Origin of the sequence: Pseudomonas sp. Y5-11, assembly GCF_022368695.1 — a bacterium.
In the GTDB taxonomy this organism is placed as follows: Bacteria; Pseudomonadota; Gammaproteobacteria; order Pseudomonadales; family Pseudomonadaceae; genus Aquipseudomonas; species Aquipseudomonas parakoreensis.
Genome location: NZ_CP058974.1, coordinates 2,016,134 through 2,039,961, shown reverse-complemented (window position 1 = coordinate 2,039,961; position 23,828 = coordinate 2,016,134). Strand labels below are relative to the sequence as shown.

The following is a 23,828-nucleotide window of genomic DNA, read 5'->3' as shown; positions in this document are numbered from 1 at the left end:
CCAAACAAGCAAACGTTTCGAGCGACCCGCAAGGCAGAGCCGTCGAAAAAAGATGCGGCATTATCCTGTGATTGAGGGCGCCTGTCACTGCGCACACTCACCCAAGCGTAGATTCCGTTGAAGATCGCACAACCGAGGGTTGTCAGGCGCGGTGAGCGAGGTTCAAACTGCCGCCTTCGTCGCAGGCACAGACCTGCGCCTCTTCTATCTATAAGCAGGCGACTGCGGACACCGTCGAACGCCTGCGTGTTGACCATTCATTCAGGGATCCGGACATGGAACTGGTTGTAAAAAGCGTTAGCCCAGAAACGTTGAAAACCGCCACCCTGGTGGTTGCCGTCGGCGAAGGCCGCAAACTCGGCGTTGCCGCCCGACAGGTCGACGAGCTGAGCGGTGGCGCGATCAGCGCCGTGCTCAAGCGTGGCGACCTGGCCGGCAAGGTCGGTCAAAGCCTGCTGCTGCACAGCCTGCCGAACCTCAAGGCCGAGCGCGTGCTGCTGGTCGGCGTGGGCAAGGATGAAGAACTGGGTGACCGTCCGTTCCGCAAAATCGTTGCCGGCATCCTCAACACCCTGAAAGGTCTGGGCGGCAGCGACGCCGTGCTGGCCCTGGACGAGATCATCGTCAAGAATCGCGACAGCTACGGCAAGACCCGCCTGCTGGCCGAAACCCTGGTGGATGGCGAATACACGTTCGACCAGTTCAAGAGCCAGAAAGCCGAACCGCGCGCCCTGAAGAAAATCACCCTGCTGACCATCAAAGCCGCCCAGGCCGAAGTGCAGCGCGCGGTGAACCACGCGACCGCCATCGCCAACGGCATGGCGTTCACCCGCAATCTGGGCAACCTGCCACCCAACATCTGCCACCCGACCTTCCTAGGCGAACAAGCCAAGAACCTGGGCAAAGAGTTCAAGGATCTGAAAGTCGAAGTCCTCGACGAGAAGAAAATCAAGTCCCTGGGCATGGGTTCGTTCTACGCCGTCGGTCAGGGCAGCGCCCAGCCACCGCGCCTGATCGTCATGCAATACAACGGTGGCAAGAAGTCCGAGAAGCCTTACGCGCTGGTCGGCAAAGGCATCACCTTCGACACCGGCGGTATCAGCCTCAAGCCTGGCGCCGGCATGGACGAAATGAAGTACGACATGGGCGGCGCGGCCTCCGTGTTCGGTACCCTGCGTGCCGTCCTTGAGCTGAAGCTGCCGATCAATCTGGTGTGCATCCTCGCCTGCGCGGAAAACATGCCGAGCGGCACTGCGTCGCGTCCGGGCGACATCGTCACCACCATGAGCGGCCAGACCGTGGAAATCCTCAACACCGACGCCGAAGGCCGTCTGGTGCTGTGCGACGCGCTGACCTACTCCGAGCGCTTCAAGCCGCAAGCGGTGATCGATATCGCCACCCTGACCGGTGCCTGTGTGGTTGCACTCGGTGCACACACGTCTGGCCTGCTGGGCAACAACGACGAGCTGATCGAGCAACTGCTCAGTGCCGGCAAGGCCGCTGACGACCGCGCCTGGCAACTGCCGCTGTTCGACGAATACCAGGAGCAGCTGGACAGCCCGTTCGCCGACATCGCCAACATTGGCGGGCCGAAGGCCGGCACCATCACCGCCGCATGCTTCCTGTCGCGCTTCACCAAGAACCTTAACTGGGCGCACCTGGACATCGCCGGCACCGCATGGACCAGCGGCGGCAAGGACAAAGGCGCCACTGGCCGTCCGGTTCCGCTGCTGACCCAATACCTGCTGGACCGCGCCAAAGCCTGAAACCGATGAACCTGGGCGGCGTCACTCTACGGCGACGCCGCTCAAGGCTCAGGAACCGCAATGACCAAAGTCGACTTCTATATCCTGCCCAGCGCCGATCCTTCGGCTCGCCTGGACTTTGCCTGCAAGCTCACCGAAAAAGCCTGGCGCATGGGCCACCGCATCTACCTGCATTGCAGCGATGCTGCTCAGCGTGATGATCTCGATGCGCGCCTGTGGGCATTCAAGGGCGAAACCTTCGTCCCTCATGGCCCTGCCGAGAGCGAACCGGACGGTTTGATTGTGCTGGGAGTGGGCGCGGACTGCGGCGCGCACCAGGATCTGCTGGTCAATCTCGACCTGAAAGTCCCGGCCTTTGCCAGCCAATTCGCCCGCGTGGCGGAAGTGGTGGTAGAAGATCCGACGATTCGCGCGGCGGCACGGGAGAGTTTCCGTTTCTACCGCGAACAGGGCTATCCTCTGCAAGATCACCGTTTACAGCGACTCTGAGTACGCCGATGGACACTCCAAAACCGCTGCAAAAGCCTGCGCACCTGCTGGACGATCTCGAATCGATCCGCCAGTTGCTCGGCGATGACAACCTGCAACCGCCGCTGCTGACCGACACGGTCGATGACGGTGAACAGGAACAGATTCCGATGCTGTTCGAGGCCGTCGACGCCACGCCGCCGACCATCGAACCGACACCTGCTCCGGCTCCGGCACCCGCTGCCGCACCTGTGGATAAAGGCCCGGACGCCCTGCTGCACCTGGACAGCGAACTGCGCGCCGCCGCGCAATTGATCATGCAGGACGTGATCGACGACTTCGCACCGCACATTGAAACCGAAATCAAACGCCGCCTCGAGGCGCGGATGGAACGGTTGCTCAGCCAGTACGAATAACCCGGATGGATCCCCTTGTGGCGAGGGGATTTATCCCCGATCGGCTGCGCAGCAGTCGTGAACCCTGCGAATACGCAGCGTGATTGAGTTATTTGGGGCTGCTGCGCGGCCCATCGGGGATAAATCCCCTCACTACAAGGGTTCCCCCCAACATTAGTGTCCGCCCAGCCTCCCCCCGCTCGCCCTCGGCCCCATGCCCCGCTATACTTCCCGGCTTTTCCTGAATAAATGCCAATAGGGTCCCGCCGCGCATGGATAAGACCTACCAGCCGCACGCCATTGAAACTTCCTGGTACAACACCTGGGAGTCCGAGAACTATTTCGCACCGCAAGGCGCGGGCGATTCCTACACCATCATGATCCCGCCGCCGAACGTCACCGGCAGCCTGCACATGGGTCACGGTTTCAACAACGCGATCATGGACGCCCTGATCCGTTTCCGCCGCATGCAGGGTCGCAACACCCTGTGGCAGCCGGGCACCGACCACGCCGGTATCGCCACGCAGATGCTGGTGGAGCGCCAACTGGAAGCCACCGGCCAGAACCGCCACGACCTGGGCCGCGAGAAATTCCTCGAGAAAGTCTGGGAGTGGAAGGATCAGTCCGGCGGCAACATCAGCCGTCAGATCCGCCGCCTCGGCTCGTCCGTGGACTGGAGCCGCGAGCGCTTCACCATGGACGACGGCCTCTCGGAAGCGGTCAAGGAAGCCTTCGTACGCCTGCACGAAGACGGTCTGATCTACCGCGGCAAGCGTCTGGTCAACTGGGACACCAAGCTGCACACGGCGATTTCCGACCTCGAAGTGGAAAACCACGACGAAAAAGGTTTCCTGTGGAACCTCAAGTACCCGCTGGCCGACGGCGCGAAAACCGCTGAAGGCAACGATTTCCTGATCGTCGCGACCACCCGTCCGGAAACCATGCTCGGCGACTCCGCCGTCGCGGTTAACCCGAACGACGAACGCTACAAAGCCCTGATCGGCAAATTCGTCGAGCTGCCACTGGTCGGCCGCCGTATCCCGATCATCGCCGACGATTACTGCGACCCTGAATTCGGCACCGGCTGCGTGAAGATCACCCCGGCCCACGATTTCAACGACTACGAAGTCGGCAAGCGCCACAACCTGCCGCTGCTGAACATCTTCGACAAGAACGCCAACGTGCTGCCCGCAGCCCAGGTGTTCAACCTTGACGGCACGTTGAACGACAGCATCGACGGCAAGATCCCGGCCGAGTACGCCGGTCTCGAGCGTTTCGAAGCGCGCAAGCAGATCGTCGCTGCGTTCGACGCCGCCGGCCTGCTGGTCAGCGTCGACGATCACAACCTGAAAGTGCCGAAAGGCGACCGTTCTGGCACCGTCATCGAGCCGTGGCTGACCGACCAGTGGTACGTGTCGACCAAGCCTCTGGCCGAGCCGGCGATTGCCGCCGTTGAAGACGGCCGCATCCAGTTCGTGCCCAAGCAGTACGAAAACATGTACTTCTCGTGGATGCGCGACATCCAGGACTGGTGCATCAGCCGTCAACTGTGGTGGGGCCACCGGATTCCGGCGTGGTACGACGAGTCGGGCAAGGTCTACGTCGGTCGCGACGAAGCCGAAGTACGTGCCAAGCACAACCTCGGCCCGGACGTTGCGCTGCAACAGGACAACGACGTGCTCGACACCTGGTTCAGCTCGGGCCTGTGGACGTTCTCCACTCTGGGTTGGCCGGAAAAGACCGAGTTCCTGAAGAAATTCCACTCCACCGACGTGCTGGTCACCGGTTTCGACATCATTTTCTTCTGGGTCGCCCGGATGATCATGCTGACGATGCACCTGATCAAGAACGAGGACGGCACCCCGCAGGTACCGTTCAAGACCGTTTACGTGCACGGCCTGGTGCGTGATGGCCAGGGCCAGAAGATGTCCAAGTCCAAAGGCAACGTCCTGGACCCGCTGGACATCATCGACGGTATCGAGCTGGAAGCGCTGGTGCAGAAACGTACCTCCGGCATGATGCAGCCGAAACTGGCGAAGAAGATCGAGAAGCAGACCCGCGACGAGTTCGCCGACGGCATTGCCAGCTACGGCACCGACGCCCTGCGCTTCACCTTCTGCTCGCTGGCCTCGACCGGTCGCGACATCAAGTTCGACATGGGCCGCGTCGAAGGCTATCGCAACTTCTGCAACAAGATCTGGAACGCCGCGCGTTATGTTCTGGACAAAGGTGAAGACTGCGGCCAGAACGGCGAAGCCTACGAGCTGTCGCTGGCGGATCGCTGGATCATCTCGCAACTGCAACGCACCGAAGCCGAAGTAACCCGTCAACTGGATCAGTTCCGTTTCGACCTCGCCGCGCAAGCACTGTACGAGTTCATCTGGAACCAGTACTGCGACTGGTACCTGGAACTGTCCAAGCCAGTGCTGTGGGACGAAAACGCGCCGGTCGAGCGCCAGCGCGGCACCCGTCGCACGCTGGTGCGCGTGCTGGAAGTGGCGCTGCGTCTGGCGCATCCGTTCATGCCGTTCATCACTGAAGAAATCTGGCAGCGCATCGCGCCGCTGGCCGGTATTCAGGGCAAGACGATCATGCTGCAACCGTGGCCGGTGGCCAACGAAGAGCGCATCGATCCGGCCGCCGAGGACGACATCGAATGGCTCAAAGGCCTGATGCTCGGCACGCGCAACATTCGTGGCGAGATGAACATCGGCCCGGGCAAACCGCTGCCGATCTACCTGAAGAACGTCAGCGCTGAAGACCAGCGTCGTCTGACCGAGAACGAAGCGCTGCTGAAGAAGCTGGCGCGTCTGGAATCGATCACCGTGCTGGCCGCTGGCGAAGAAGCGCCACTGTCGGCCACCGCGCTGGTTGGCGAGATGGAAGTGCTGGTGCCGATGGCCGGCCTGATCGACAAGGGCGCCGAGCTGGCGCGTCTGGACAAGGAAATCCTGCGTCTGCAGGGTGAAGTCCAGCGAGTTGGCGGCAAGCTGTCGAACGCCGGTTTCGTTGACAAGGCCCCGGCCGAAGTCATCGAGAAGGAACGCGCCAAACTGGCCGAGGCGGAACAGGCCTTGGGCAAACTGGCCGAGCAACACGCGCGGATTTCCAGCCTGTAAGGGCAAGCCGCAATGACAAAGGGAGGCCAAATGGCCTCCCTTTTTTATTCCAGAACACCAATCCCCTGTAGGAGCTGCCGAAGGCTGCGATCTTTTGACTTTGATTTTTTTAAAACAAGATCAAAAGATCGCAGCCTTCGGCAGCTCCCACATGCGTTCGGCGCATGACTCATCAATGTGGGACAATACCCGCCACTTTCAGCCATACCCGAATCGATCACACCCATGAACGCCCCCCGCACACCCAAACCTGCGCGCAACAAGCCTGATGCCGCGACCCCGGCCAAAGCCGTCGAGCCGCGTGAAAAGGCCAGCCTGCACCCGCGCAATCGCCATCAGGGCCGCTACAACTTCCCGGCGCTGATCAAGACCACGCCGGAACTGGCGAAATTCGTGATCACCAACCCGTATGGCAAGGAAAGCATCGATTTCGCCAGCCCCGACGCAGTGCGCGTGTTCAACCGGGCGCTGCTCAAGGCGTTTTATGGGATCGAGCATTGGGACATCCCGGCCGATTACCTCTGCCCACCGGTACCGGGCCGTGCCGATTACGTGCACTTTCTCGCGGACCTGCTGGCCAGCATGAACGACGGCAAGGTGCCGCGCGGTGCAATCGTCAACGTGCTGGACATCGGCATGGGCGCCAACTGCGTTTATCCGCTGATCGGCAACAGCGAATACCGCTGGCACTTCCTCGGTTCGGAAATCGACCCGACCGCCGTGGCTGCCGCCCGAGCCATCGTCCAGTCCAACGGGCTGAACAAGGTGATCCAGCTGCGCCAGCAGGAGAACCGCAAGCACATCCTGATTGGCTTGCTGGAGCCGGGCGAGCGCTTTGACCTGACCATGTGCAACCCGCCGTTCCACGCATCGATGGAAGAGGCGACCAAGGGCAGCGAGCGCAAATGGCGCGCACTGGGCAAGGCTGATCCGAAACGCAAACTGCCGGTGCTGAACTTCGGTGGTCAGTCTGCCGAGCTGTGGTGTGAAGGCGGTGAAGCGCGTTTCGTGACGCAACTGATCGCCGAGAGCGCGAACTTCCAGCACAAGGTGCTGTGGTTCAGCACCCTGGTCTCGAAAGCCTCGAACCTGCCGGCCATCGAAACCGCCCTGAAAAAGGCCGGCGTGCTGGAAAGCCAGGTGGTGGAGATGTCGCAAGGGCAGAAACAGAGCCGCTTCGTGGCGTGGACCTTTCAGACCAAGTCCGAGCAGCAGATCTGGCGTCGCGAGCGCTGGGTTCGCTGATTCTGTAGGAGCTGCGGCACGCTGCGATCTTTTGATCCTGCTTGAAAACAAGATCAAAAGATCGCAGCCTCGTTTCACTCGACAGCTCCTACAGGGCGGCGTAACGCCTTGCCAAATCGCAGGCACAAAAAAACCGTGCCCGGATCACTCCGGTGCACGGTTTTTTATCGCTGCGTCTTACTTGTTCACAGCGTCGGTCAGGCCTTTGGCCACAACCAGCTTGATCACTTTCTTGGCAGGGATTTCGATGGCAGCGCCAGTCGAAGGGTTACGGCCAGTGCGGGCAGGACGCTCGGTCACTTTCAGCTTGCCGATACCTGGCAAGGTGATTTCGCCGCCGTTTTCCAGCTGATCGGCAACGATTTGGCCCAGTTGGTCCAGAGCGTTACGCGCGGTGGTTTTCGGCGCGTCGATAGCTTCAGCGATGTCGGCGATCAGTTGGTCTTTAGTAAGAGCCATGTAGTGTTCCTTCCCTATCAAATTCATATGGATTGCAGAGTGCAGTGTCAGCCATCGAGCCCGATCTTCTGGATCTGGCACCCTCGGCGATAACCACGACGAGTCGGGTTATAGATACCGAAATCAGGGTTTGGTTCGACCTGACAAATGCTGATTGCACGCTTAACGCAGTGACTTCGCGTAAGACCGGGCAAAACTAGCACAGAGACGGGGAAATATCCGCCTCTAGCTACCCATTTGGTCAGGTTTATTGCTCTAAATCGGTAAAAAACTGCATAAGCACAGGCGCTTGCCCCGGATTTAGCCTTCAACCCCGTGATTACGCGACCACGGGCCACAATTTTCAAGTCATCCCCCATTCATGTAGGAGCTGCCGAAGGCTGCGATCTTTTGACTTTGATTTTTCAAAAACAAGATCAAAAGATCGCAGCCTTCGGCAGCTCCTACAGGGAGCCTCGGATGGAGTTTGCGGTACACTGGGCGCTTTTTCGGGGGAGCCCGCCCTCCTCCCTTCCACCAGCCGAGAAGCCCATGCCGATCCGTCATTGCATCGTCCACCTGATCGACAAAAAACCCGACGGCACGCCCGCAGTTCTGCACGCCCGCGACTCCGAACTGGCTGAGTCCGCGGCCATCGAGAACATGCTTGCCGACCTCAACGAGAGCTACAACGCCAAGCAAGGCAAAGCCTGGGGCCTGTTCCATCCGGAATCCGGCGCGTTTCCGTTCAGCGGCTGGCTGAAGGAATACATGGAAGGCGGCCAGGATTTCACTGCGTTCAGCAAAGTCGCGGTCGAGCATCTGCAGAAACTGATGGAGGAATCGAACCTGTCGGTCGGCGGCCACGTGCTGTTCGCCCACTATCAGCAAGGCATGACCGACTACCTGGCGATCGCCCTGCTGCACCACAGCGAAGGCGTGGCGGTGACCGACGAGCTGGACGTCACCCCGTCGCGTCACCTCGACCTCGGCCAACTGCACCTGGCGGCGCGGATCAACGTCTCCGAGTGGCAGAACAACAAGCAGTCCAAGCAGTACATCTCGTTCATCAAGGGCAAGAACGGCAAGAAGGTTTCGGAGTACTTCCGCGACTTCATCGGCTGCCAGGAAGGCGTCGACGGCCCGGGCGAGACCCGCACCCTGCTCAAGGCCTTCAGCGACTTCGTCGAGAGCGAAGACCTGCCGGAAGATTCCGCCCGCGAGAAAACCAAGACTCTGGTCGATTACGCCAGCAGTCAGGCCAAGCTCGGCGAGCCAATGGGCCTGGAAGAGCTGTCGGAGCTGATCGACGAGGAGCGCCCGAAGGCCTTCTACGATCACATCCGCAACAAGGACTACGGTCTGTCGCCGGAAATTCCGGCGGACAAACGCACCCTCAACCAGTTCCGCCGCTTCACCGGGCGCGCCGAAGGCCTGTCAATCAGCTTTGAAGCGCACCTGCTGGGTTCGAAGATCGAATACGACGAGGAGGCCGGCACCCTGATCATCAAGGGCCTGCCGACCTCGCTCACCGATCAGCTCAAGCGCCGCAACTGATGCTGGGCAATGTGCTGAAGAAGGTTGCGCTGGTTCTGCTGGTGGTGGTGATCTATCAGAACTGGGGCAAGATCGAGCGGGTGTTCAACCCGTCGCAGATGGTCTCTGAGCAGACGCGGGCGCAGGCCCGTGTCGTGCTGTATGCCACCGACTGGTGCGGCTACTGCAAACAGACCAAGCGCTTTCTCGACAGCAAGGGGATTCCTTTCCGGGAATTCGATATCGAGAAGGACGCCGAGGCGCGCAAAGCGTACGAGGCGCTGGGCGGGCGCGGGATTCCGTTGATCGACGTGAATGGCACGCTGATTCGCGGATTCGACCCGGACGAGATTCTCGCTGCCCTGAAATAACACAACTCCTCTGTGGTGAGGGGATTTATCCCCGATCGGCGGCGAAGCCGTCGCAAAATCTGCCTGGTAGGGCGTGCAGTTTTTTGGGGGCGCTTCGCGCCCCATCGGGGATAAATCCCCTCACCACAATTGCCCCCCCAAGCAAAGGCCGCTTGCTGATCAGCGGGCTTCGATGCGGAAACCAAAGCGCGGGAAGTGCACATGCACCACGCCGCCACGCGGGTCTTCGCGGCGCAAGATCAGCTCTTCGCGGCCAGCAAACAGCAACTCGCCTTCCACCGGATCCACTCCGTAGTCAATGGCGGCAATCGCCACCTGCTGCCCGGCCTTGAACCCGTTCGGATCGACAAACTGCTCATCCGGCAGCGCCGCCGGCGTCGAGGTGCGCGCCACTTGCAGCGCTTCCTCGGCGCTCATTTCGCTCGCGGCGCCATGGCCAAAGCCCAGCACACGCCCAAGCCAGGCCGTCACGGCCGGATATTCATCGACCAACGGCGCAGTGACGTGCGTCGCCTTGAGGAACCACAGCGGATGCGCCAGGGCGAAGTCGGCAATCGACGGCTCACCGAACAGAAAGTCGCCCTGCTCGCGCTGCAACTGCTGCTCCAGGCGCGACATGATCGTTGGCCATTGGTGTTTGGCCTGTTCGGCCGGCAACCGCGTGGCGCTGCCACCACTGAACAGACCGGCACGGTCAGCGATAAACGCCTTGATCGCCTCCGGCGGCAACTTGCCGAAACGCACCGCCACCGATTCCGGCTGGAACACCAGGCTGACCGCATGCTGGAACACCACCGAATCGGCCCATGCCGCGAAGCTGGCACTGATCATTTCCTGACCCTCCGGAAAAAACGCCGGCAGGGCTTTTTCCTGCTCCAGGCGACGGGCGATCAACGAGGTGTCGCAATAGATGTCCGCGCCGACCTGCAACACCGGAGTCTTGCGGTAGCCGCCAGTCAGCGCGGTCAGATCCGGCTTGGGCATCACCGGCGAGATGTGCACCGAGCGCCAGGACAAGCCTTTGAAGCCCAACAGCAGGCGAGCCTTTTCGGCAAATGGAGAGGTCGGGTAATGATGCAGAATCAACTCGGACATGCTCGGCTCCGCCGCACAGAAAGTGAATCGGCAGCTTAGCGTGCATTTGATTAGCAGCCTACAGATCTGGCTGATGGGAACCGATCAGTCAGATTGATAAGACGCGACCAGGCATTCCTTGGCGCTTTTGCGCAGCTTCTTGATCAAGCGTTCCTGGCGCAACGCATCGCTCTTGTCGCGGCAACGTTCGGTGTAGACCAGCGCCATCGCCGGGCTGGACAGGAAGAACCGCGCGCCCTTGCCGCTCTGATGCTTGGCAAAGCGCCGCACCGGATCGTCGCTGATCCCGCAATACAGCGAGCCGTTGGCCGCGCGCACGAGATAGACGAACCAGGATTTGCTCACGGGTTCGACAACATCAACCGGATTTTCGCTGAGACTGGTCACTTCGGGATCTGGACGTGCAGGAAACAGGCCGCGATCTTATCAGCGACCGGCCTGAAATGCCTTCAGCCCTTTCAGCGCCTGTGCGCGGACGGCATTGCGTACCAGCGGTGTCCAGCCCAGCAGCAAGCCCTTGAAACCCAACGCCTGACGCGACCAGCGCCACAGGTCGAAGTGATCGTGATGCTCGCAGATCATGCCGTCACGAAAGACGAAACGCGCCTGGATATCGTTGATCACCACGTTGCCGGTCTGGCTGAACAGATACGTCGCCACCCAGTGCGCGCCACCGCTGCGCTCGTCGGCGCGGACATTGTCGAAGGTCAGGGAGAAGTCCTTGGCGCGAGTGGTGAGCATGCGCCACATGTCGCCGGCATCGCGCCCGCGCAACTCGCCGAAGGCCGGATCGCTGAACACCACGTCATCGGTGTAGCACTCGGCCATGGCCTCGGCGTCGAGGCGCTGGAAGGCCTGGTAGAAGCGGGTGATCAGGGCGGCGTGGGCTTCGCTCATGGGCAAACTCCGGGAAATGGACAGATTGCCAGCACGATAAGCTGCAAATCGCAGAAACACTATCGGCATTCGCAAAGCGAATACCACGCAAGATTTAAAGCACCGCAAAAACTGTGGGAGCGAGCTTGCTCGCGAAAGCGGTGAATCAGTCGCCATCAATATTGACTGACCCTCCGCTTTCGCGAGCAAGCCCGCTCCCACATTTGAAATCAGTGCCTTTAGACTTTTTCGCTTTGCACTTGCACGTACAGCGCCCGGCCGGCACCAAGGCCGGCAATGATCGCACCGGTGCCGATGATGCCGAAAATCCAGCCCACGGCATTCCAGCCGCCAGTCCAGTCATGCACCACGCCGACGGCGAACGGCCCCATCGACGCCAAGGTGTAGCCGAAGCCCTGGGACATGCTCGACAGGTTCGCCGCCACGTGCGAATCCCGCGAGCGCAGCACGATCAGGGTCAGCGCCAGACTGAACGTACCGCCCTGCCCCAGCCCCAACAGAATCGCCCAGCCCCACAGCCCTTCGATCGGCGCATACAGGCAACCGAACAGACCGCCTAGGGTCAGCGCCATCACCACCACGATCGCCAGGCGCTGATCCTTGCCCCGGGTCGCCAGCCACGGCGCCGCGAGGGAGCTGGCGAGCTGGATGATCACCGAGCCGGACAGCACCAGGCCGGCCTGGGTCGGAGTCAAGCCGCGGCCGATCAGGATCGACGGCAACCAGCCGAACACGATGTACGCCAGCGACGATTGCAGGCCCATGTACAACGTCACTTGCCAGGCCAGCGGATCGCGCAGCAGCCCACGCACCCGATAGGCAACGTGGTGCGCGCCGTGTTTCTGCCCGACTTGCGGCAGCCAGAACAGCGCCGCCACCAGTGCCGGAATCACCCAGAAGCCCTGGCCCAGTGCCCAGCTGTTATCAAAGTGCTCGCTCAACGGCACGGTGGAACCCGCGGCCATCGCCGCACCCAGGCACAGCGCCATGGTGTAGACGCCGGTCATGGTTCCGGCGTGTCTGGCGAAGTCGCGTTTGACGATGCCCGGCAGCAGCACGCCGATAATGCCGATGCTTGCGCCACCGAGGACGCTGCCGGCGAACAGGCCGATCTCACCGAAATTGCTGCGCAGGATGATCCCGCCGGCCAGGGTCAGCAGTATCCCCAACACCACCCGTTCAGCGCCGAAACGCCGCGCCAGAATCGGCGCCAGCGGTGCGAACAAACCGAGGCACAACACCGGCAGCGTGGTCAACAGACCGGCCTGCGCCGCAGACAGGCCAAGGCTTTTCGACACTTCGCTGAGCAACGGCGCCATGCTCGACAGTGCCGGGCGCAAGTTGAGCGCCACCAGAATCAGCCCCAGCAGCAACAGCCACGGCCGACGCACCAGCGGATGGCTTTGCTGTACTTGTTCGTCGTCAGCCTCGGCGTCGATCAGCAGCTCTTCGAGCTCCGCCGTGCGCTTGGGGGTTGAAAGGTTTTTCTCGCTTTCAAGGTTCATTGATCAACTGCCTCGATATGGCTTTGGCCCGTTCCGGGTCGCGTTGTTCGACGGCATCGAGCAACTCGATGTGCAGGTCGAACACTTCCTGACGGCGCGGGACGATATTGAGCGTCTGGCGCAATTGCGCGCCGACGATGCTGGAGAAATAGCGATACAGCTCGCTGAGGGTCGGGTTGTGCGCGGCGTCCACCAGACGGCGGTGGAACACCAGATCGCAGGAAATATAGGTGTCGAGATCACCGTGATAATGACTGCCACTGGTGCCAAGTGCCTCGCGCAGTGCGACCAGATCCTCATCGGTACGACGCAGCGCGGCCAGACCAATCGCCTCGACTTCGAGGATGTGGCGGGTTTCCCGCGCCTGCTCCAGCGAGCAACGGGACAACGCCTTGAGCGTGTCCATCGGATCGACCACCGCGCGCAAATAACTGCCGTCGCCCTGCCGGATTTCAATCAACCCTGAAAACGCCAGCACGCGCATGGCTTCACGCACGGTGTTGCGGCTGATGCCCAGCTCGGCGCACAGCTCAGGCTCGGTGGGCAGCCGTTCGCCGACCTGCCACACACCATCGGTGATGCGTTGGCGCAACTGATCCAGGGCCTGATCGACCAGGGATCGCTTGATCAAAGGTGAGGTGTCTGTCATGAAATTCGCCCTTTCATCCAATCATAGGATGAATTTTCTGACATCTTAGTCAGCTGGCCGGGTTCATACAACCCCGTGTAGGAGCTGCCGCAGGCTGCGATCTTTTGATCTTGTGCTTAACGATCAACGTCAAAAGATCGCAGCCTGCGGCAGCTCCTACAGGGGAAAAATGAAAATCGCAGGCAAAAGAAAACCCGGCACAGGGCCGGGTTTGTCTGTGCATCAACTTGAATCAATGCAGGATCTGGCTCAGGAACAGTTTGGTGCGGTCATTTTGCGGGTTGTCGAAGAAGTCGTTAGGCGCTGCCTGTTCGACGATTTCGCCTTTGTCCATGAAAATCACCCGGTTGGCCACGGTGCGGGCGAAGCCCATTTCGTGAGTCACGCAGAGCATGGTCATGCCGTCTTCGGCGAGGCCGATCATGGTGTCGAGCACCTCTTTCACCATCTCCGGGTCGAGTGCCGAAGTCGGTTCGTCGAACAGCATGATTTTCGGTTTCATGCACAGCGCGCGGGCAATCGCCACACGCTGTTGCTGACCGCCGGACAACTGCCCCGGGAATTTATGCGCCTGCTCCGGGATGCGTACACGCTCCAGGTAATGCATGGCGATTTCCTCGGCCTTGCGCTTGGGCATCTTGCGCACCCACATCGGCGCCAGCGTGCAGTTCTGCAGGATGGTCAGGTGCGGAAACAGGTTGAAGTGCTGGAACACCATGCCGACTTCGCGGCGGATCGCTTCGATCTGCTTGAGGTCGTTGGTCAGCTCCACGCCATCAACCACGATGCGGCCCTGCTGGTGTTCTTCCAGGCGATTGAGGCAGCGGATGGTGGTCGACTTGCCGGAACCCGACGGGCCGCACAGAACAATACGCTCGCCCTGTTTGACGTTGAGGTTGATGTCTTTCAGCACGTGGAACTGGCCGTACCACTTGTTCACGCCCTGCATCTGGATAATGCCTTCAGGGCCCACAGGCTTTTTGATTGCTTCGCTCATTTACAAAGAACTCCTAACGCTTGTGGCCAGTGTCGAGCTTGCGTTCCAGATGCATGGAATAGCGCGACATACCAAAACAGAAAATCCAGAACACCAGGGCGGCGAACACGTAGCCTTCGGTGGCCATGCCCAGCCATTTCGGATCGGCAGCGGCTTGCTTGACGCTGTTGAGCAGGTCGAACAGGCCGATGATGATCACAAGGCTAGTGTCCTTGAACAGCGCAATGAAGGTATTGACGATGCCGGGAATCACCAGCTTCAGGGCTTGCGGCAGAATCACCAGGCCCATGGCTCGCCAGTAACCGAGGCCCATCGCCGCAGCCGCTTCGTACTGCCCTTTGGGGATCGCTTGCAGACCGCCGCGCACCACCTCGGCGACGTAGGCCGACTGGAACAGAATCACCCCGATCAGCGCCCGCAGCAGCTTGTCGAAGTTCATACCCTCGGGCAGGAACAGCGGCAGCATCACCGAGGACATGAACAGCACCGTGATCAACGGCACGCCACGCCAGAACTCGATGAACGTCACGCAGACCACGCGAATCGCCGGCATGTTCGAGCGACGGCCCAATGCCAGAATGATCCCCAGCGGCAAGGCGCCGGCGATACCGACAGTGGCGATCACCAGGGTCAGCATCAGACCGCCCCACTGACTGGTCGCCACAGTGTCGAGGCCGAACACGCCACCGTGCAGCAGGCACCAGGCAACGATCGGGTAGATCACCAGGAAGCTCAGGCCGTACACCGCTTTGCGCGGGAAGCGCGAGATGAACAGCGGCGCCACGCCGAGCACTGCCAGCCAGACAGTGAGGTCTACACGCCAGCGCAGTTCCACCGGGTAGTAGCCGTACATGAACTGGCCGAAACGCTGTTGAATGAACACCCAGCAGGCGCCGTCCTTGGTGCAGTCGGCGCGGGTGGTGCCGACCCAGTTGGCATCGAGGATCGCCCAGCTGAGGATTGGCGGCACGACGAGATAGATCAGGTAAAACGCAAACAGGGTCAGCAGGGTGTTGAGCCAGCTGGAGAACATGTTGGCGCGTATCCATGCCATCGGGCCGAAAACCTTGGCCGGCGGTGGCATGTCGGGTTTGAAAGTATGGGTTGTCATGCGCGTTTCCTCACCGCTCGATCAGCGCAATGCGCTTGTTGTACCAGTTCATCAGCAGGGAAATGCTGATACTGATCGCCAGGTACACGCTCATGGTGATGGCAATGACTTCGATCGCCTGACCGGTCTGGTTGAGCACGGTACCGGCGAACAGCGAAACCATTTCCGGATAACCGATACCGGCGGCCAGCGACGAGTTCTTCGCCAGGTTCAGGTATTGGCTGGTCAGCGGCGGAATGATCACCCGCAGGGCTTGCGGAATGATCACCTTGCGCAGGGTCGGGCCGTTACGCAAGCCGAGCGAACGCGCCGCTTCGGTCTGGCCATGGCTGACCGACTTGATCCCGGAACGGACGATTTCCGCGATGAATGCTGCGGTGTACACAGTCAACGCCAGGGTCAAGGCGAGCAGTTCCGGGATCAGCACCCAGCCGCCGACGAAGTTGAAGCCCTTGAGTTGCGGCATTTCCCAGTGCAGGGGTGCACCGAAGATCAGCGTGCACAAGGTCGGGATCACCAGCAGGATCGCCAGGCCGGTCCAGAACTTGTGGAATGGTTCGCCCGTGTCTTCGAATCGCTTGTTGGCCCAGCGGCACATCAGCACGATGGCGACGATGGCCAGCACCACGCTGATGAAGAATGCCCAGAAGCCGTCAGCCATTTGCGCGGCCGGCATGTTCAGGCCCCGGCTGCTGACAAAGAAGGTGTCACCGAAGTTGTGGCTGTTACGCGGACCCGGCATGGTCAGGAACACCGCGAAGTACCAGAACAGGATCTGCAGCAGCGGCGGAATGTTGCGGAACACTTCCACATACACGGTCGCCAGTTTGCTGATGATCCAGTTCGGCGACAGCCGCGCCACACCGATGATGAAGCCCAGCAGGGTCGCCAGGATCACGCCGATGAAGGTCACCAGCAGCGTATTGAGCAGGCCGATCACGAACACCCGCGCGTAACTGTCCGCTTCGGTGTAGGAGATCAGGTGTTGAGCGATGCCGAACCCGGCACTGCGCTCGAGAAAGTCGAAACCGGACGTGATGCCCCGGTGTTGAAGGTTGGTCTGGGTGTTATCAAACAGATACCAGCCCATGGCGACCACCGCCACGACGGTGATGATCTGAAACAGCCACGCACGCACTCGCGGATCGCTGAGGCTGAACCTCTGCTTTGGTGCGCCGATTGAATTTTGCATGAAGTGCCCCGGAAAAAATGGAACAGAACATCACCCGGCGGTTGGCCCGCCGGGTGATAGAACCATTAGCGCACTGGTGGTGCGTACTGAATGCCGCCGTTGGTCCACAGCGCGTTCAGGCCACGGTCGATTTCCAGCGGAGTGCTCTTGCCGAGGTTTTTCTCGAAGATTTCACCGTAGTTACCGACCTGCGAAACGATTTTCACAACCCAGTCCTTCGGCAGTTTCAGGTCCTTGCCGTATTCACCGTCAGCCCCCAGCAGACGAGCAACGTCCGGGTTCTTGGTGGATTTGGCTTCTTCCAGCACGTTTTTCGAGGTCACGCCGGCTTCTTCGGCGTTCAGCAGCGCGTAGCCAACCCAGCGAACGATCGCCAGCCACTCGTCGTCGCCATTACGCACGACCGGGCCCAGTGGTTCTTTGGAGATGGTTTCCGGCAGTACCACGTAGTCTTTTGGCGAGGCCAGCTTGCTGCGCTGTGCGTACAGCTGCGACTTGTCGGAGGTCAGCACGTCGCAACGACCGGATTCCAGCGACTTGGCGCTTTCATCGGAGGTGTCGAAGGTGATCGGGGTGTACTTCAGGCCGTTGGCGCGGAAGTAGTCGGAGACGTTCAGTTCGGTGGTGGTACCGGCCTGGATGCAGATGGTTGCACCGTCCAGTTCCTTGGCACTTTTCACGCCCAGCTTGTTGTTGGCCAGGAAGCCCACGCCGTCGTAGTAAGTGATGAAGCCCGGGAATTTCAGGCCCATGCCGGCGTCACGCGAGCTGGTCATGGTGGTGTTGCGCGAGAGCAGGTCGATTTCGCCGGACTGCAGCGCGGTGAAGCGCTCCTTGGCGTTCAACTGGCTGAACTTGACCTTGTTGGCGTCGCCGAATACGGCAGCGGCCACAGCGCGGCAAACGTCAGCGTCGATCCCGAGAATCTTGCCCGAAGCGTCCGGCACCGAGAAACCCGGCAGACCGTCGCTCACGCCGCATTGCACGAAACCTTTCTTCTGCACGGCATCCAGGGTTGCACCCGCCTGAGCGAACCCGCTGACGCCGAGTACTGCTGCAGCAGTCACGACCGCCAGAGTGGATTTCAACATCTTCATTCAAACCTCCAGTTTTGCTCTTGTTGTGTCGGAGCTTGAGTCCAGTCGCACCCTTTTGAGGCGTTGTTGACCCGTGTTGGCTTTTTTTGGGGTCAACCGACGTAAGACCTTCGCTATGAGTCTAGTAGGAGAAAATCCACATCATGGACAACTCACTTCTCACCAGTCGGCCGAACGGGCTGTAGCCCTTTCACGTTCGCGTTGCCCGTAGCGGCCATTGGCGAACATCCATCACCGGATTCTTTGCAATCCCTTCGCACGACGTACACTGATAGTGTTACCGCAAGGCGTAGGACGCTTCATACAGAATCCTCCATAGCAAAGCCCGTACCACACCGCTTGCTGAAGCGGTTGCGCGACAGGTCAATAGCAAAACTTGTAGCCTTGCGACATCTTGTTAACGGATCGACCGGGCGCGCACGCAAATCACGCACTTATTGAGAGCGCCCGCACATTTTTGGAGCAGCCATGCACGAGCCCCTGATTCTTCAACCCCAAAAGCCCGCAGACGCCTGTGTGATCTGGCTGCACGGTCTCGGCGCGGATCGCTATGACTTCCTGCCAGTGGCTGAAGCGCTGCAGGAAAGCCTGCTGAGTACGCGCTTCGTATTACCGCAAGCGCCAACCCTGCCCGTCACCATCAACGGCGGTTACGCGATGCCGAGCTGGTACGACATAAAAGCAATGAGTCCGGCGCGGTCTATTGACCGTGAGCAGTTGGAAGCGTCGGCGGATCGCATCATCGAATTGATCGAAAAGGAGCGCGCCAGCGGAATAGACGCCTCGCGGATTTTTCTCGCCGGGTTTTCCCAGGGTGGCGCCGTTGTGCTGCACACCGCTTATATAAAGTGGCAAGGCCCGTTGGGTGGTGTACTCGCCCTGTCCACCTATGCCCCGACCTTCACTGACGAGATGGAGCTTTCAGCCAGTCAGCAGCGCATTCCAGCGCTGTGCCTGCACGGTCAATTCGACGGCGTGGTGCAGAACTCGATGGGGCGCAGCGCCTATGAGCATTTGGTGAAGCATGGTGTCACCGTGACATGGCAGGAATACCCAATGGAGCACGAAGTGTTACCCGAAGAAATTCGCGACATCGGGGTCTGGCTGGGTGAACACCTGCGTTGATCGTTTCAGTTCGAACGTCCCTTTGATCATCCCACTACGCCGAGCCCGCTTCTTGCATTACACTGGCCGGCGTACATTCCTTAACCAATTGATGAGATGACCGTGCTCAAAGCACTCAAGAAAATGTTCGGTAAAAGCGAGGCTGAGCAGCTCGCGCCAGTCCCCAGTGCGCCGTCGCACGCCCCCGGCCCTCGCAGTGAAGCGCCCAAGGTTGAACGTCCGGCTCCGGTAGCGACACCCAAGCCCGAGCCGAAACCCGCCAGCGCCGCCGAACCTGCTCGCGCCGAAGCGCCGAAACCGGCCCGTCCGCGCCGCGAACCGAAGCCCAAGGCACCGGTCATTCCCTGGAAACTCGAAGATTTCGTCGTCGAACCCCAGGAAGGCAAAACCCGCTTCCACGATTTCAAACTCGCTCCGGAACTGATGCACGCCATCCAGGACCTGGGCTTTCCGTACTGCACGCCGATCCAGGCGCAGGTACTGGGTTTCACCCTCGCCGGCAAAGACGCCATCGGTCGCGCGCAGACCGGCACCGGCAAGACCGCCGCGTTCCTGATCTCGATCATCACCCAGCTGTTGCAGACCCCGCCGCCGAAAGAACGCTACATGGGCGAACCCCGTGCGCTGATCATCGCGCCGACCCGTGAGCTGGTGGTGCAGATCGCCAAGGATGCGGCCGACCTGACCAAGTACACCGGCCTCAACGTGATGACGTTCGTTGGCGGCATGGACTTCGACAAGCAGCTCAAGCACCTCGAAGCACGCCACTGCGACATCCTCGTCGCCACACCGGGCCGTCTGCTCGACTTCAACCAGCGCGGCGACGTGCACCTGGACATGGTCGAAGTGATGGTGCTGGACGAAGCCGACCGCATGCTCGACATGGGCTTTATCCCGCAAGTGCGGCAGATCATTCGCCAGACTCCGCCGAAGTCCGAGCGTCAGACCCTGCTGTTCTCCGCGACCTTCACCGAAGACGTGATGAACCTGGCCAAGCAATGGACCACCGATCCGGCAATCGTCGAAATCGAAGTCACCAACGTGGCCAACGAAAACGTCGAGCAGCACATCTACGCGGTAGCCGGTGCGGACAAGTACAAATTGCTGTTCAACCTGGTCAACGACAACGGCTGGGAGCGCGTGATCGTCTTCGCCAACCGCAAGGACGAAGTGCGCCGCATCGAAGAGCGTCTGGTACGTGACGGCATCAACGCTGCGCAACTGTCCGGCGACGTGCCGCAGCACAAGCGCATCAAGACCCTGGAAGGCTTCCGCGAAGGCAAGATTCGCGTGCTGGTGGCCACCGATGTCGCCGGTCGTGGCATCCACATCGACGGCATCAGCCACGTGATCAACTTCACCCTCCCGGAAGTCCCGGACGATTACGTGCACCGCATCGGCCGTACCGGTCGCGCGGGCGCCGATGGCGTGTCGATCAGCTTCGCCGGTGAGGACGACTCGTACCAGTTGCCGTCCATCGAAGAGAAGCTCGGCCGCAAGATCAGCTGCGAAACACCGCCGACGCACCTGCTGCGCGCAGTCGAACGCAAGCGTCCGCAGCCGCAGTAAACGACCCGAAAGCAAAAAGCGCAGCCGGCAACGGACTGCGCTTTTTTTTGCCCGACGTTTTCACCAGGCGCTTGCGATAGATAACTAAAAGTCCATAATGGACAAATAAGTTTATATCCAGACCGCGGAGCCTGACATGTCCAGTACACCCTACGTGATCGACCACACCCAGGCCCGCGAGCTGCTGGCGCGCATTGACGTGCCGCAGATCCTGCGCAAACTGTTTCGCGACCTTGCCGCCGGCCACGCCGTACAACCCGCGCAGCAACTGGTGGAGTTCCCGCAGGGCGCCGGCGACTTTATCAACTACCTGGGCGTGCTGGCCGAGGACGGTGTGTACGGGGTCAAGACCTCGCCGTACATCGTCCGCGAACAAGGGCCGCTGGTGACGGCGTGGACACTGTTGATGTCGATGCAAACCGGCCAGCCACTGCTGCTGTGCGACGCCGGCGAACTGACCACCGCACGCACCGCTGCGACCACCGCCGTTGCTGTCGATGCCCTCGCCCCGCTGAATGCCACACGACTGGCGATCATCGGCAGCGGCAAGGTTGCCCAGGCGCATCTGCATTACGTGAAAGGGCTGCGCGACTGGCAGCGCATCAGCGTGTACTCACCGAGCCTGTCTGAAGACGCTGAAACCCGGGCGCTGCTGAAAGAGATCTACCCCGGGTTGAACATTGCCGACAGCCGCGCAGCCGCCCTCGCCGAGGCCGACGTGATCATGCTCTGCACGTCATCTGCCGGTCCGGTCATCGACCCGGCCAGCTTGAGCAAACCGGCACTGATCACCTCGATCAGCACCAACGCCCCCCGCGCCCATGAAGTACCGCCAAAGACTCTGGGCGACATGCAGGTGTTCTGTGACTATCGGCTGACCACGCCGGGCTCGGCGGGTGAAATGCTGATCGCCGCCGAGCAGCATGGCTGGAACAAGGATTTGATCATCGGCGACCTGGCCGATCTGCTCAGCGAGAGGGTGCAGCGCCCCGATTACGACCGTCACGTATTTTTCCGTTCAATTGGCCTGGGCCTGGAAGACATTGCGCTGGCCAATGCTATTTATCACCTCAAGCACTGACACCTCGATCCCTTGTAGGAGCTGACGAGTGAAACGAGGCTGCGATCTTTTGATTTTCAAAAGACAAGATCAAAAGATCGCAGCCTCGTTTCACTCGTCAGCTCCTACAGGATTCCAGATAAATTGGGAGATTTCATGAGCCAGGCAGATTTCATCATCATCGGCGGCGGGATTGCCGGTGCTTCCACCGGTTTCTGGCTGTCGCGCCACGCCAAAGTGATCGTGCTCGAACGCGAATCACACCCGGCCTATCACTCCACCGGACGCTCCNATTCCAGATAAATTGGGAGATTTCATGAGCCAGGCAGATTTCATCATCATCGGCGGCGGGATTGCCGGTGCTTCCACCGGTTTCTGGCTGTCGCGCCACGCCAAAGTGATCGTGCTCGAACGCGAATCACACCCGGCCTATCACTCCACCGGACGCTCCGCGGCGCTCTATACCGCCGCCTACGGCACGCCGCAGGTGCGGGCGTTGACGCTGGCCAGCCGTGCGTTCTTCGACCATCCGCCGAGCGGCTTTTGCGAGCACCCATTGCTGACACCGCGCGGCGAAATGACCGTGGATTTCACCGGTGATGCCGCCGAGCTGAACAACCAGTACCTCAGCGCCAAAGCCACGGTGCCGGAGATGCAACTGCTCAGCGCCGATGAAGCCTGTGCCCGTCTGCCAATCCTGCGTCGGGAAAAAGTCCACGGCGCGATCTACGACCCGACCGCCAGCGACATCGACACCGACGCCCTGCATCAGGGCTACCTGCGCGGTATCCGCCGCAACAACGGCCAAGTGCACACCGATTGCGAAGTGCTGGGCCTGCGTCGTGACACTGACGGCCAGTGGCAAGTGCAGACCAACGGTCAGACCTTCAGCGCGCCGGTCATCATCAACGCCGCCGGCGCCTGGGCCGACAAGATCGGCGCACTCGCCGGTGCCCAAGCGCTGGGCCTGCAACCCAAGCGCCGCGCGGCGTTCATTTTCGCCGGTCCCGAGGGCGTGGACATTCATCACTGGCCGATGCTGGTCAGCCTCGATGAGTCGTTCTATATGAAGCCCGACGCCGGGATGTTCCTCGGCTCGCCGGCCAACGCCGACCCGGTCGAACCCCACGATGTGCAGCCGGAAGAGCTGGACATCGCCATGGGCATCTACCAGATCGAAGAGGCCACGACCCTGACCATCCGCCGCCCGCCCCGCACCTGGGCCGGTTTGCGCAGTTTTGTCGCCGACGGTGATCTGCTCAGCGGTTTCGATCCGCAGGTGTCCGGGCTGTTCTGGGTCGCGGCTCAAGGCGGTTACGGTATTCAGACCTCACCGGCCATGGGCCAGGCCAGTGCGGCATTGGTACGCGGTGAAGCCTTGCCTGAACATCTGCAGCAGTTCGGCCTGAGCAGCGCCATGCTCTCCCTCGCAAGGCTCGGCTAAGACCCTTGGCGGATGACGCGCCCAACGGATTGCGGCACACTCGCAGCGCCCCCGTGCACGGGGGCGTTGACGCCGCCTGGAGCTCCACAAACATGACCGCCCCCGAATTCGATCCGGCACTGGATAATTTCCGCGCCATCGCCGACGCCATCGCCACGCTGTTTTTTCCCCACGCCGAAGTGGTGCTGCACGACTTGCGCACGCAGAAGGTCGACTACATCGCCAACAACTTGTCCAAACGCGAGATCGGCGACGATTCATCGCTTGAAGACATGCTCAGCGAGGAGGTCAGTGAGCGCAACATCGGTCCGTACGAAAAGCTCAATTGGGACGGCCAGAAGATACGCAGCCTGAGCACGGTGCTGCGCGACAGCGAAGAGCGGCCACTGGCGGTGCTGTGCATTAACCTGAATATTTCGTTGTTCGAGAATGCCAAGGCTGCGCTGGACCTGTTCCTGTCACCGAGCAAACTGATCCCGCAGCCGGATTCACTGTTTCGCGATGACTGGCAGGAGCGCATCAACACCTTCCTCCACGCCTGGCTGCGCGAGCGCCAGCTGAGCCTGAATCTGCTGACTCGCGACCACAAGCGCGAACTGGTGCTGGCGCTGCACGCCGAAGGCGCGTTCAAGGGCAAGAGCGCCTCGAACTATGTGGCCAACGTGCTGAACATGGGGCGGGCGACGGTGTACAAGCATTTGAAGGAATTGAAGGGCTGAAGATCTGCATTGGCATTTCCGGCCCCATCG

At 60.8% G+C, this 23,828-nt stretch carries 22 protein-coding genes and 1 pseudogene; 13 read left to right on the top strand and 10 right to left on the bottom strand.

What is annotated here, in order from left to right; all coding sequences use genetic code 11:
* The first annotated feature begins 275 nt into the window (after positions 1–275).
* The 5 genes from HXW87_RS08960 (at position 276) to rlmF (ending at position 6,993) form a co-directional block, all read left to right on the top strand.
* On the top strand, positions 276–1,766 hold the full coding sequence (locus HXW87_RS08960; protein WP_047292705.1) for a leucyl aminopeptidase: 1,491 nt from the start codon (positions 276–278) through the stop codon (positions 1,764–1,766).
* 60 nt (positions 1,767–1,826) lie between these two features.
* Positions 1,827–2,255, top strand: a complete 429-nt coding sequence (locus tag HXW87_RS08955) for a DNA polymerase III subunit chi (protein WP_145597539.1) — start codon at positions 1,827–1,829, stop codon at positions 2,253–2,255.
* 8 nt (positions 2,256–2,263) lie between these two features.
* A complete protein-coding gene (locus tag HXW87_RS08950; protein WP_047292702.1) occupies positions 2,264–2,650 on the top strand; it encodes a hypothetical protein in 387 nt (128 codons plus the stop codon).
* 251 nt (positions 2,651–2,901) lie between these two features.
* The gene (locus HXW87_RS08945) at positions 2,902–5,748 is read left to right on the top strand and encodes a valine--tRNA ligase (RefSeq protein ID WP_007965170.1); all 2,847 of its coding nucleotides are present in this window, start codon (positions 2,902–2,904) and stop codon (positions 5,746–5,748) included.
* 225 nt (positions 5,749–5,973) lie between these two features.
* Positions 5,974–6,993 carry a 23S rRNA (adenine(1618)-N(6))-methyltransferase RlmF gene (gene rlmF, locus HXW87_RS08940; protein WP_239778784.1) on the top strand — a complete coding sequence of 340 codons (1,020 nt, stop codon included), beginning with the start codon at positions 5,974–5,976 and terminating at the stop codon, positions 6,991–6,993.
* A gap of 177 nt (positions 6,994–7,170) precedes the next feature.
* Here rlmF and HXW87_RS08935 read toward each other — a convergent pair whose 3' ends face one another.
* Positions 7,171–7,452: an HU family DNA-binding protein gene (locus HXW87_RS08935; RefSeq protein WP_003221909.1), complete on the bottom strand. Its 282-nt coding sequence runs from the start codon at positions 7,450–7,452 to the stop codon at positions 7,171–7,173.
* A 531-nt stretch (positions 7,453–7,983) separates the two neighbouring features.
* Here HXW87_RS08935 and yejK point away from each other — a divergent pair.
* Both yejK and HXW87_RS08925 read left to right on the top strand, forming a co-directional pair.
* Positions 7,984–8,988, top strand: coding sequence for a nucleoid-associated protein YejK (yejK, locus tag HXW87_RS08930; RefSeq protein ID WP_047292700.1), 1,005 nt, complete (start codon positions 7,984–7,986; stop codon positions 8,986–8,988).
* Complete coding sequence (locus tag HXW87_RS08925; RefSeq protein WP_145597532.1) at positions 8,988–9,338, top strand: glutaredoxin family protein; 351 nt, start codon at positions 8,988–8,990, stop codon at positions 9,336–9,338. The genes yejK and HXW87_RS08925 overlap by 1 nt, the downstream gene beginning before the upstream one ends.
* 159 nt (positions 9,339–9,497) lie before the next feature.
* Here HXW87_RS08925 and HXW87_RS08920 read toward each other — a convergent pair whose 3' ends face one another.
* The 9 genes from HXW87_RS08920 to HXW87_RS08880 form a co-directional block, all read right to left on the bottom strand.
* The gene (locus HXW87_RS08920; RefSeq protein ID WP_239778783.1) at positions 9,498–10,433 is read right to left on the bottom strand and encodes a glutathione S-transferase family protein; all 936 of its coding nucleotides are present in this window, start codon (positions 10,431–10,433) and stop codon (positions 9,498–9,500) included.
* 84 nt (positions 10,434–10,517) lie between these two features.
* Positions 10,518–10,820 (bottom strand): GIY-YIG nuclease family protein, encoded by a 303-nt coding sequence (locus HXW87_RS08915; RefSeq protein ID WP_239778782.1) that lies wholly within the window; start codon positions 10,818–10,820, stop codon positions 10,518–10,520.
* Positions 10,821–10,859: 39 nt separating this feature from the next.
* The gene (locus HXW87_RS08910; RefSeq protein ID WP_239778781.1) at positions 10,860–11,330 is read right to left on the bottom strand and encodes a nuclear transport factor 2 family protein; all 471 of its coding nucleotides are present in this window, start codon (positions 11,328–11,330) and stop codon (positions 10,860–10,862) included.
* Between the two features lie 218 nt (positions 11,331–11,548).
* Positions 11,549–12,835, bottom strand: a complete 1,287-nt coding sequence (locus HXW87_RS08905) for a CynX/NimT family MFS transporter (protein ID WP_239778780.1) — start codon at positions 12,833–12,835, stop codon at positions 11,549–11,551.
* Complete coding sequence (locus HXW87_RS08900; RefSeq protein WP_047292692.1) at positions 12,825–13,484, bottom strand: FadR/GntR family transcriptional regulator; 660 nt, start codon at positions 13,482–13,484, stop codon at positions 12,825–12,827. The genes HXW87_RS08905 and HXW87_RS08900 overlap by 11 nt, the downstream gene beginning before the upstream one ends.
* Before the next feature lie 232 nt (positions 13,485–13,716).
* Positions 13,717–14,481 (bottom strand): amino acid ABC transporter ATP-binding protein, encoded by a 765-nt coding sequence (locus HXW87_RS08895; protein WP_003221897.1) that lies wholly within the window; start codon positions 14,479–14,481, stop codon positions 13,717–13,719.
* 13 nt (positions 14,482–14,494) lie between these two features.
* The gene (locus HXW87_RS08890) at positions 14,495–15,592 is read right to left on the bottom strand and encodes an amino acid ABC transporter permease (protein WP_095667440.1); all 1,098 of its coding nucleotides are present in this window, start codon (positions 15,590–15,592) and stop codon (positions 14,495–14,497) included.
* Positions 15,593–15,602: 10 nt separating this feature from the next.
* Complete coding sequence (locus HXW87_RS08885) at positions 15,603–16,784, bottom strand: amino acid ABC transporter permease (RefSeq protein ID WP_047292689.1); 1,182 nt, start codon at positions 16,782–16,784, stop codon at positions 15,603–15,605.
* Between the two features lie 65 nt (positions 16,785–16,849).
* Positions 16,850–17,881, bottom strand: coding sequence for an amino acid ABC transporter substrate-binding protein (locus tag HXW87_RS08880; protein ID WP_047292688.1), 1,032 nt, complete (start codon positions 17,879–17,881; stop codon positions 16,850–16,852).
* A gap of 468 nt (positions 17,882–18,349) precedes the next feature.
* Between HXW87_RS08880 and HXW87_RS08875 the strand changes: the two genes are divergently transcribed.
* The 6 genes and pseudogenes from HXW87_RS08875 to HXW87_RS08850 all read left to right on the top strand — a co-directional run bounded on the left by HXW87_RS08875 (position 18,350) and on the right by HXW87_RS08850 (position 23,798).
* Positions 18,350–19,006 carry an alpha/beta fold hydrolase gene (locus HXW87_RS08875; RefSeq protein ID WP_047292685.1) on the top strand — a complete coding sequence of 219 codons (657 nt, stop codon included), beginning with the start codon at positions 18,350–18,352 and terminating at the stop codon, positions 19,004–19,006.
* Positions 19,007–19,102: 96 nt separating this feature from the next.
* Positions 19,103–20,575 (top strand): ATP-dependent RNA helicase RhlB, encoded by a 1,473-nt coding sequence (gene rhlB / locus HXW87_RS08870; protein WP_047292683.1) that lies wholly within the window; start codon positions 19,103–19,105, stop codon positions 20,573–20,575.
* A gap of 136 nt (positions 20,576–20,711) precedes the next feature.
* Positions 20,712–21,656, top strand: coding sequence for an ornithine cyclodeaminase family protein (locus tag HXW87_RS08865; RefSeq protein WP_239778779.1), 945 nt, complete (start codon positions 20,712–20,714; stop codon positions 21,654–21,656).
* A gap of 135 nt (positions 21,657–21,791) precedes the next feature.
* A pseudogene (locus HXW87_RS08860) lies at positions 21,792–21,932 on the top strand (FAD-dependent oxidoreductase); the annotation flags it as partial.
* A gap of 19 nt (positions 21,933–21,951) precedes the next feature.
* Positions 21,952–23,079, top strand: a complete 1,128-nt coding sequence (locus tag HXW87_RS08855) for an FAD-binding oxidoreductase (protein ID WP_239778778.1) — start codon at positions 21,952–21,954, stop codon at positions 23,077–23,079.
* Between the two features lie 92 nt (positions 23,080–23,171).
* Positions 23,172–23,798 (top strand): transcriptional regulator, encoded by a 627-nt coding sequence (locus tag HXW87_RS08850; protein WP_047292678.1) that lies wholly within the window; start codon positions 23,172–23,174, stop codon positions 23,796–23,798.
* Positions 23,799–23,828: the final 30 nt, after the last annotated feature.

Bases quoted from the DNA above. Each gene is read 5' to 3' on its own strand.
- HXW87_RS08960 (WP_047292705.1), top strand. From the start codon at position 276: ATGGAACTGGTTGTAAAAAGCGTTAGCCCAGAAACGTTGAAAACCGCC.
- HXW87_RS08955 (WP_145597539.1), top strand. From the start codon at position 1,827: ATGACCAAAGTCGACTTCTATATCCTGCCCAGCGCCGATCCTTCGGCT.
- HXW87_RS08950 (WP_047292702.1), top strand. From the start codon at position 2,264: ATGGACACTCCAAAACCGCTGCAAAAGCCTGCGCACCTGCTGGACGAT.
- HXW87_RS08945 (WP_007965170.1), top strand. From the start codon at position 2,902: ATGGATAAGACCTACCAGCCGCACGCCATTGAAACTTCCTGGTACAAC.
- rlmF (WP_239778784.1), top strand. From the start codon at position 5,974: ATGAACGCCCCCCGCACACCCAAACCTGCGCGCAACAAGCCTGATGCC.
- HXW87_RS08935 (WP_003221909.1), bottom strand. From the start codon at position 7,452: ATGGCTCTTACTAAAGACCAACTGATCGCCGACATCGCTGAAGCTATC.
- yejK (WP_047292700.1), top strand. From the start codon at position 7,984: ATGCCGATCCGTCATTGCATCGTCCACCTGATCGACAAAAAACCCGAC.
- HXW87_RS08925 (WP_145597532.1), top strand. From the start codon at position 8,988: ATGCTGGGCAATGTGCTGAAGAAGGTTGCGCTGGTTCTGCTGGTGGTG.
- HXW87_RS08920 (WP_239778783.1), bottom strand. From the start codon at position 10,433: ATGTCCGAGTTGATTCTGCATCATTACCCGACCTCTCCATTTGCCGAA.
- HXW87_RS08910 (WP_239778781.1), bottom strand. From the start codon at position 11,330: ATGAGCGAAGCCCACGCCGCCCTGATCACCCGCTTCTACCAGGCCTTC.
- HXW87_RS08905 (WP_239778780.1), bottom strand. From the start codon at position 12,835: ATGAACCTTGAAAGCGAGAAAAACCTTTCAACCCCCAAGCGCACGGCG.
- HXW87_RS08900 (WP_047292692.1), bottom strand. From the start codon at position 13,484: ATGACAGACACCTCACCTTTGATCAAGCGATCCCTGGTCGATCAGGCC.
- HXW87_RS08895 (WP_003221897.1), bottom strand. From the start codon at position 14,481: ATGAGCGAAGCAATCAAAAAGCCTGTGGGCCCTGAAGGCATTATCCAG.
- HXW87_RS08890 (WP_095667440.1), bottom strand. From the start codon at position 15,592: ATGACAACCCATACTTTCAAACCCGACATGCCACCGCCGGCCAAGGTT.
- HXW87_RS08885 (WP_047292689.1), bottom strand. From the start codon at position 16,784: ATGCAAAATTCAATCGGCGCACCAAAGCAGAGGTTCAGCCTCAGCGAT.
- HXW87_RS08880 (WP_047292688.1), bottom strand. From the start codon at position 17,881: ATGAAGATGTTGAAATCCACTCTGGCGGTCGTGACTGCTGCAGCAGTA.
- HXW87_RS08875 (WP_047292685.1), top strand. From the start codon at position 18,350: ATGCACGAGCCCCTGATTCTTCAACCCCAAAAGCCCGCAGACGCCTGT.
- rhlB (WP_047292683.1), top strand. From the start codon at position 19,103: ATGACCGTGCTCAAAGCACTCAAGAAAATGTTCGGTAAAAGCGAGGCT.
- HXW87_RS08865 (WP_239778779.1), top strand. From the start codon at position 20,712: ATGTCCAGTACACCCTACGTGATCGACCACACCCAGGCCCGCGAGCTG.
- HXW87_RS08855 (WP_239778778.1), top strand. From the start codon at position 21,952: ATGAGCCAGGCAGATTTCATCATCATCGGCGGCGGGATTGCCGGTGCT.
- HXW87_RS08850 (WP_047292678.1), top strand. From the start codon at position 23,172: ATGACCGCCCCCGAATTCGATCCGGCACTGGATAATTTCCGCGCCATC.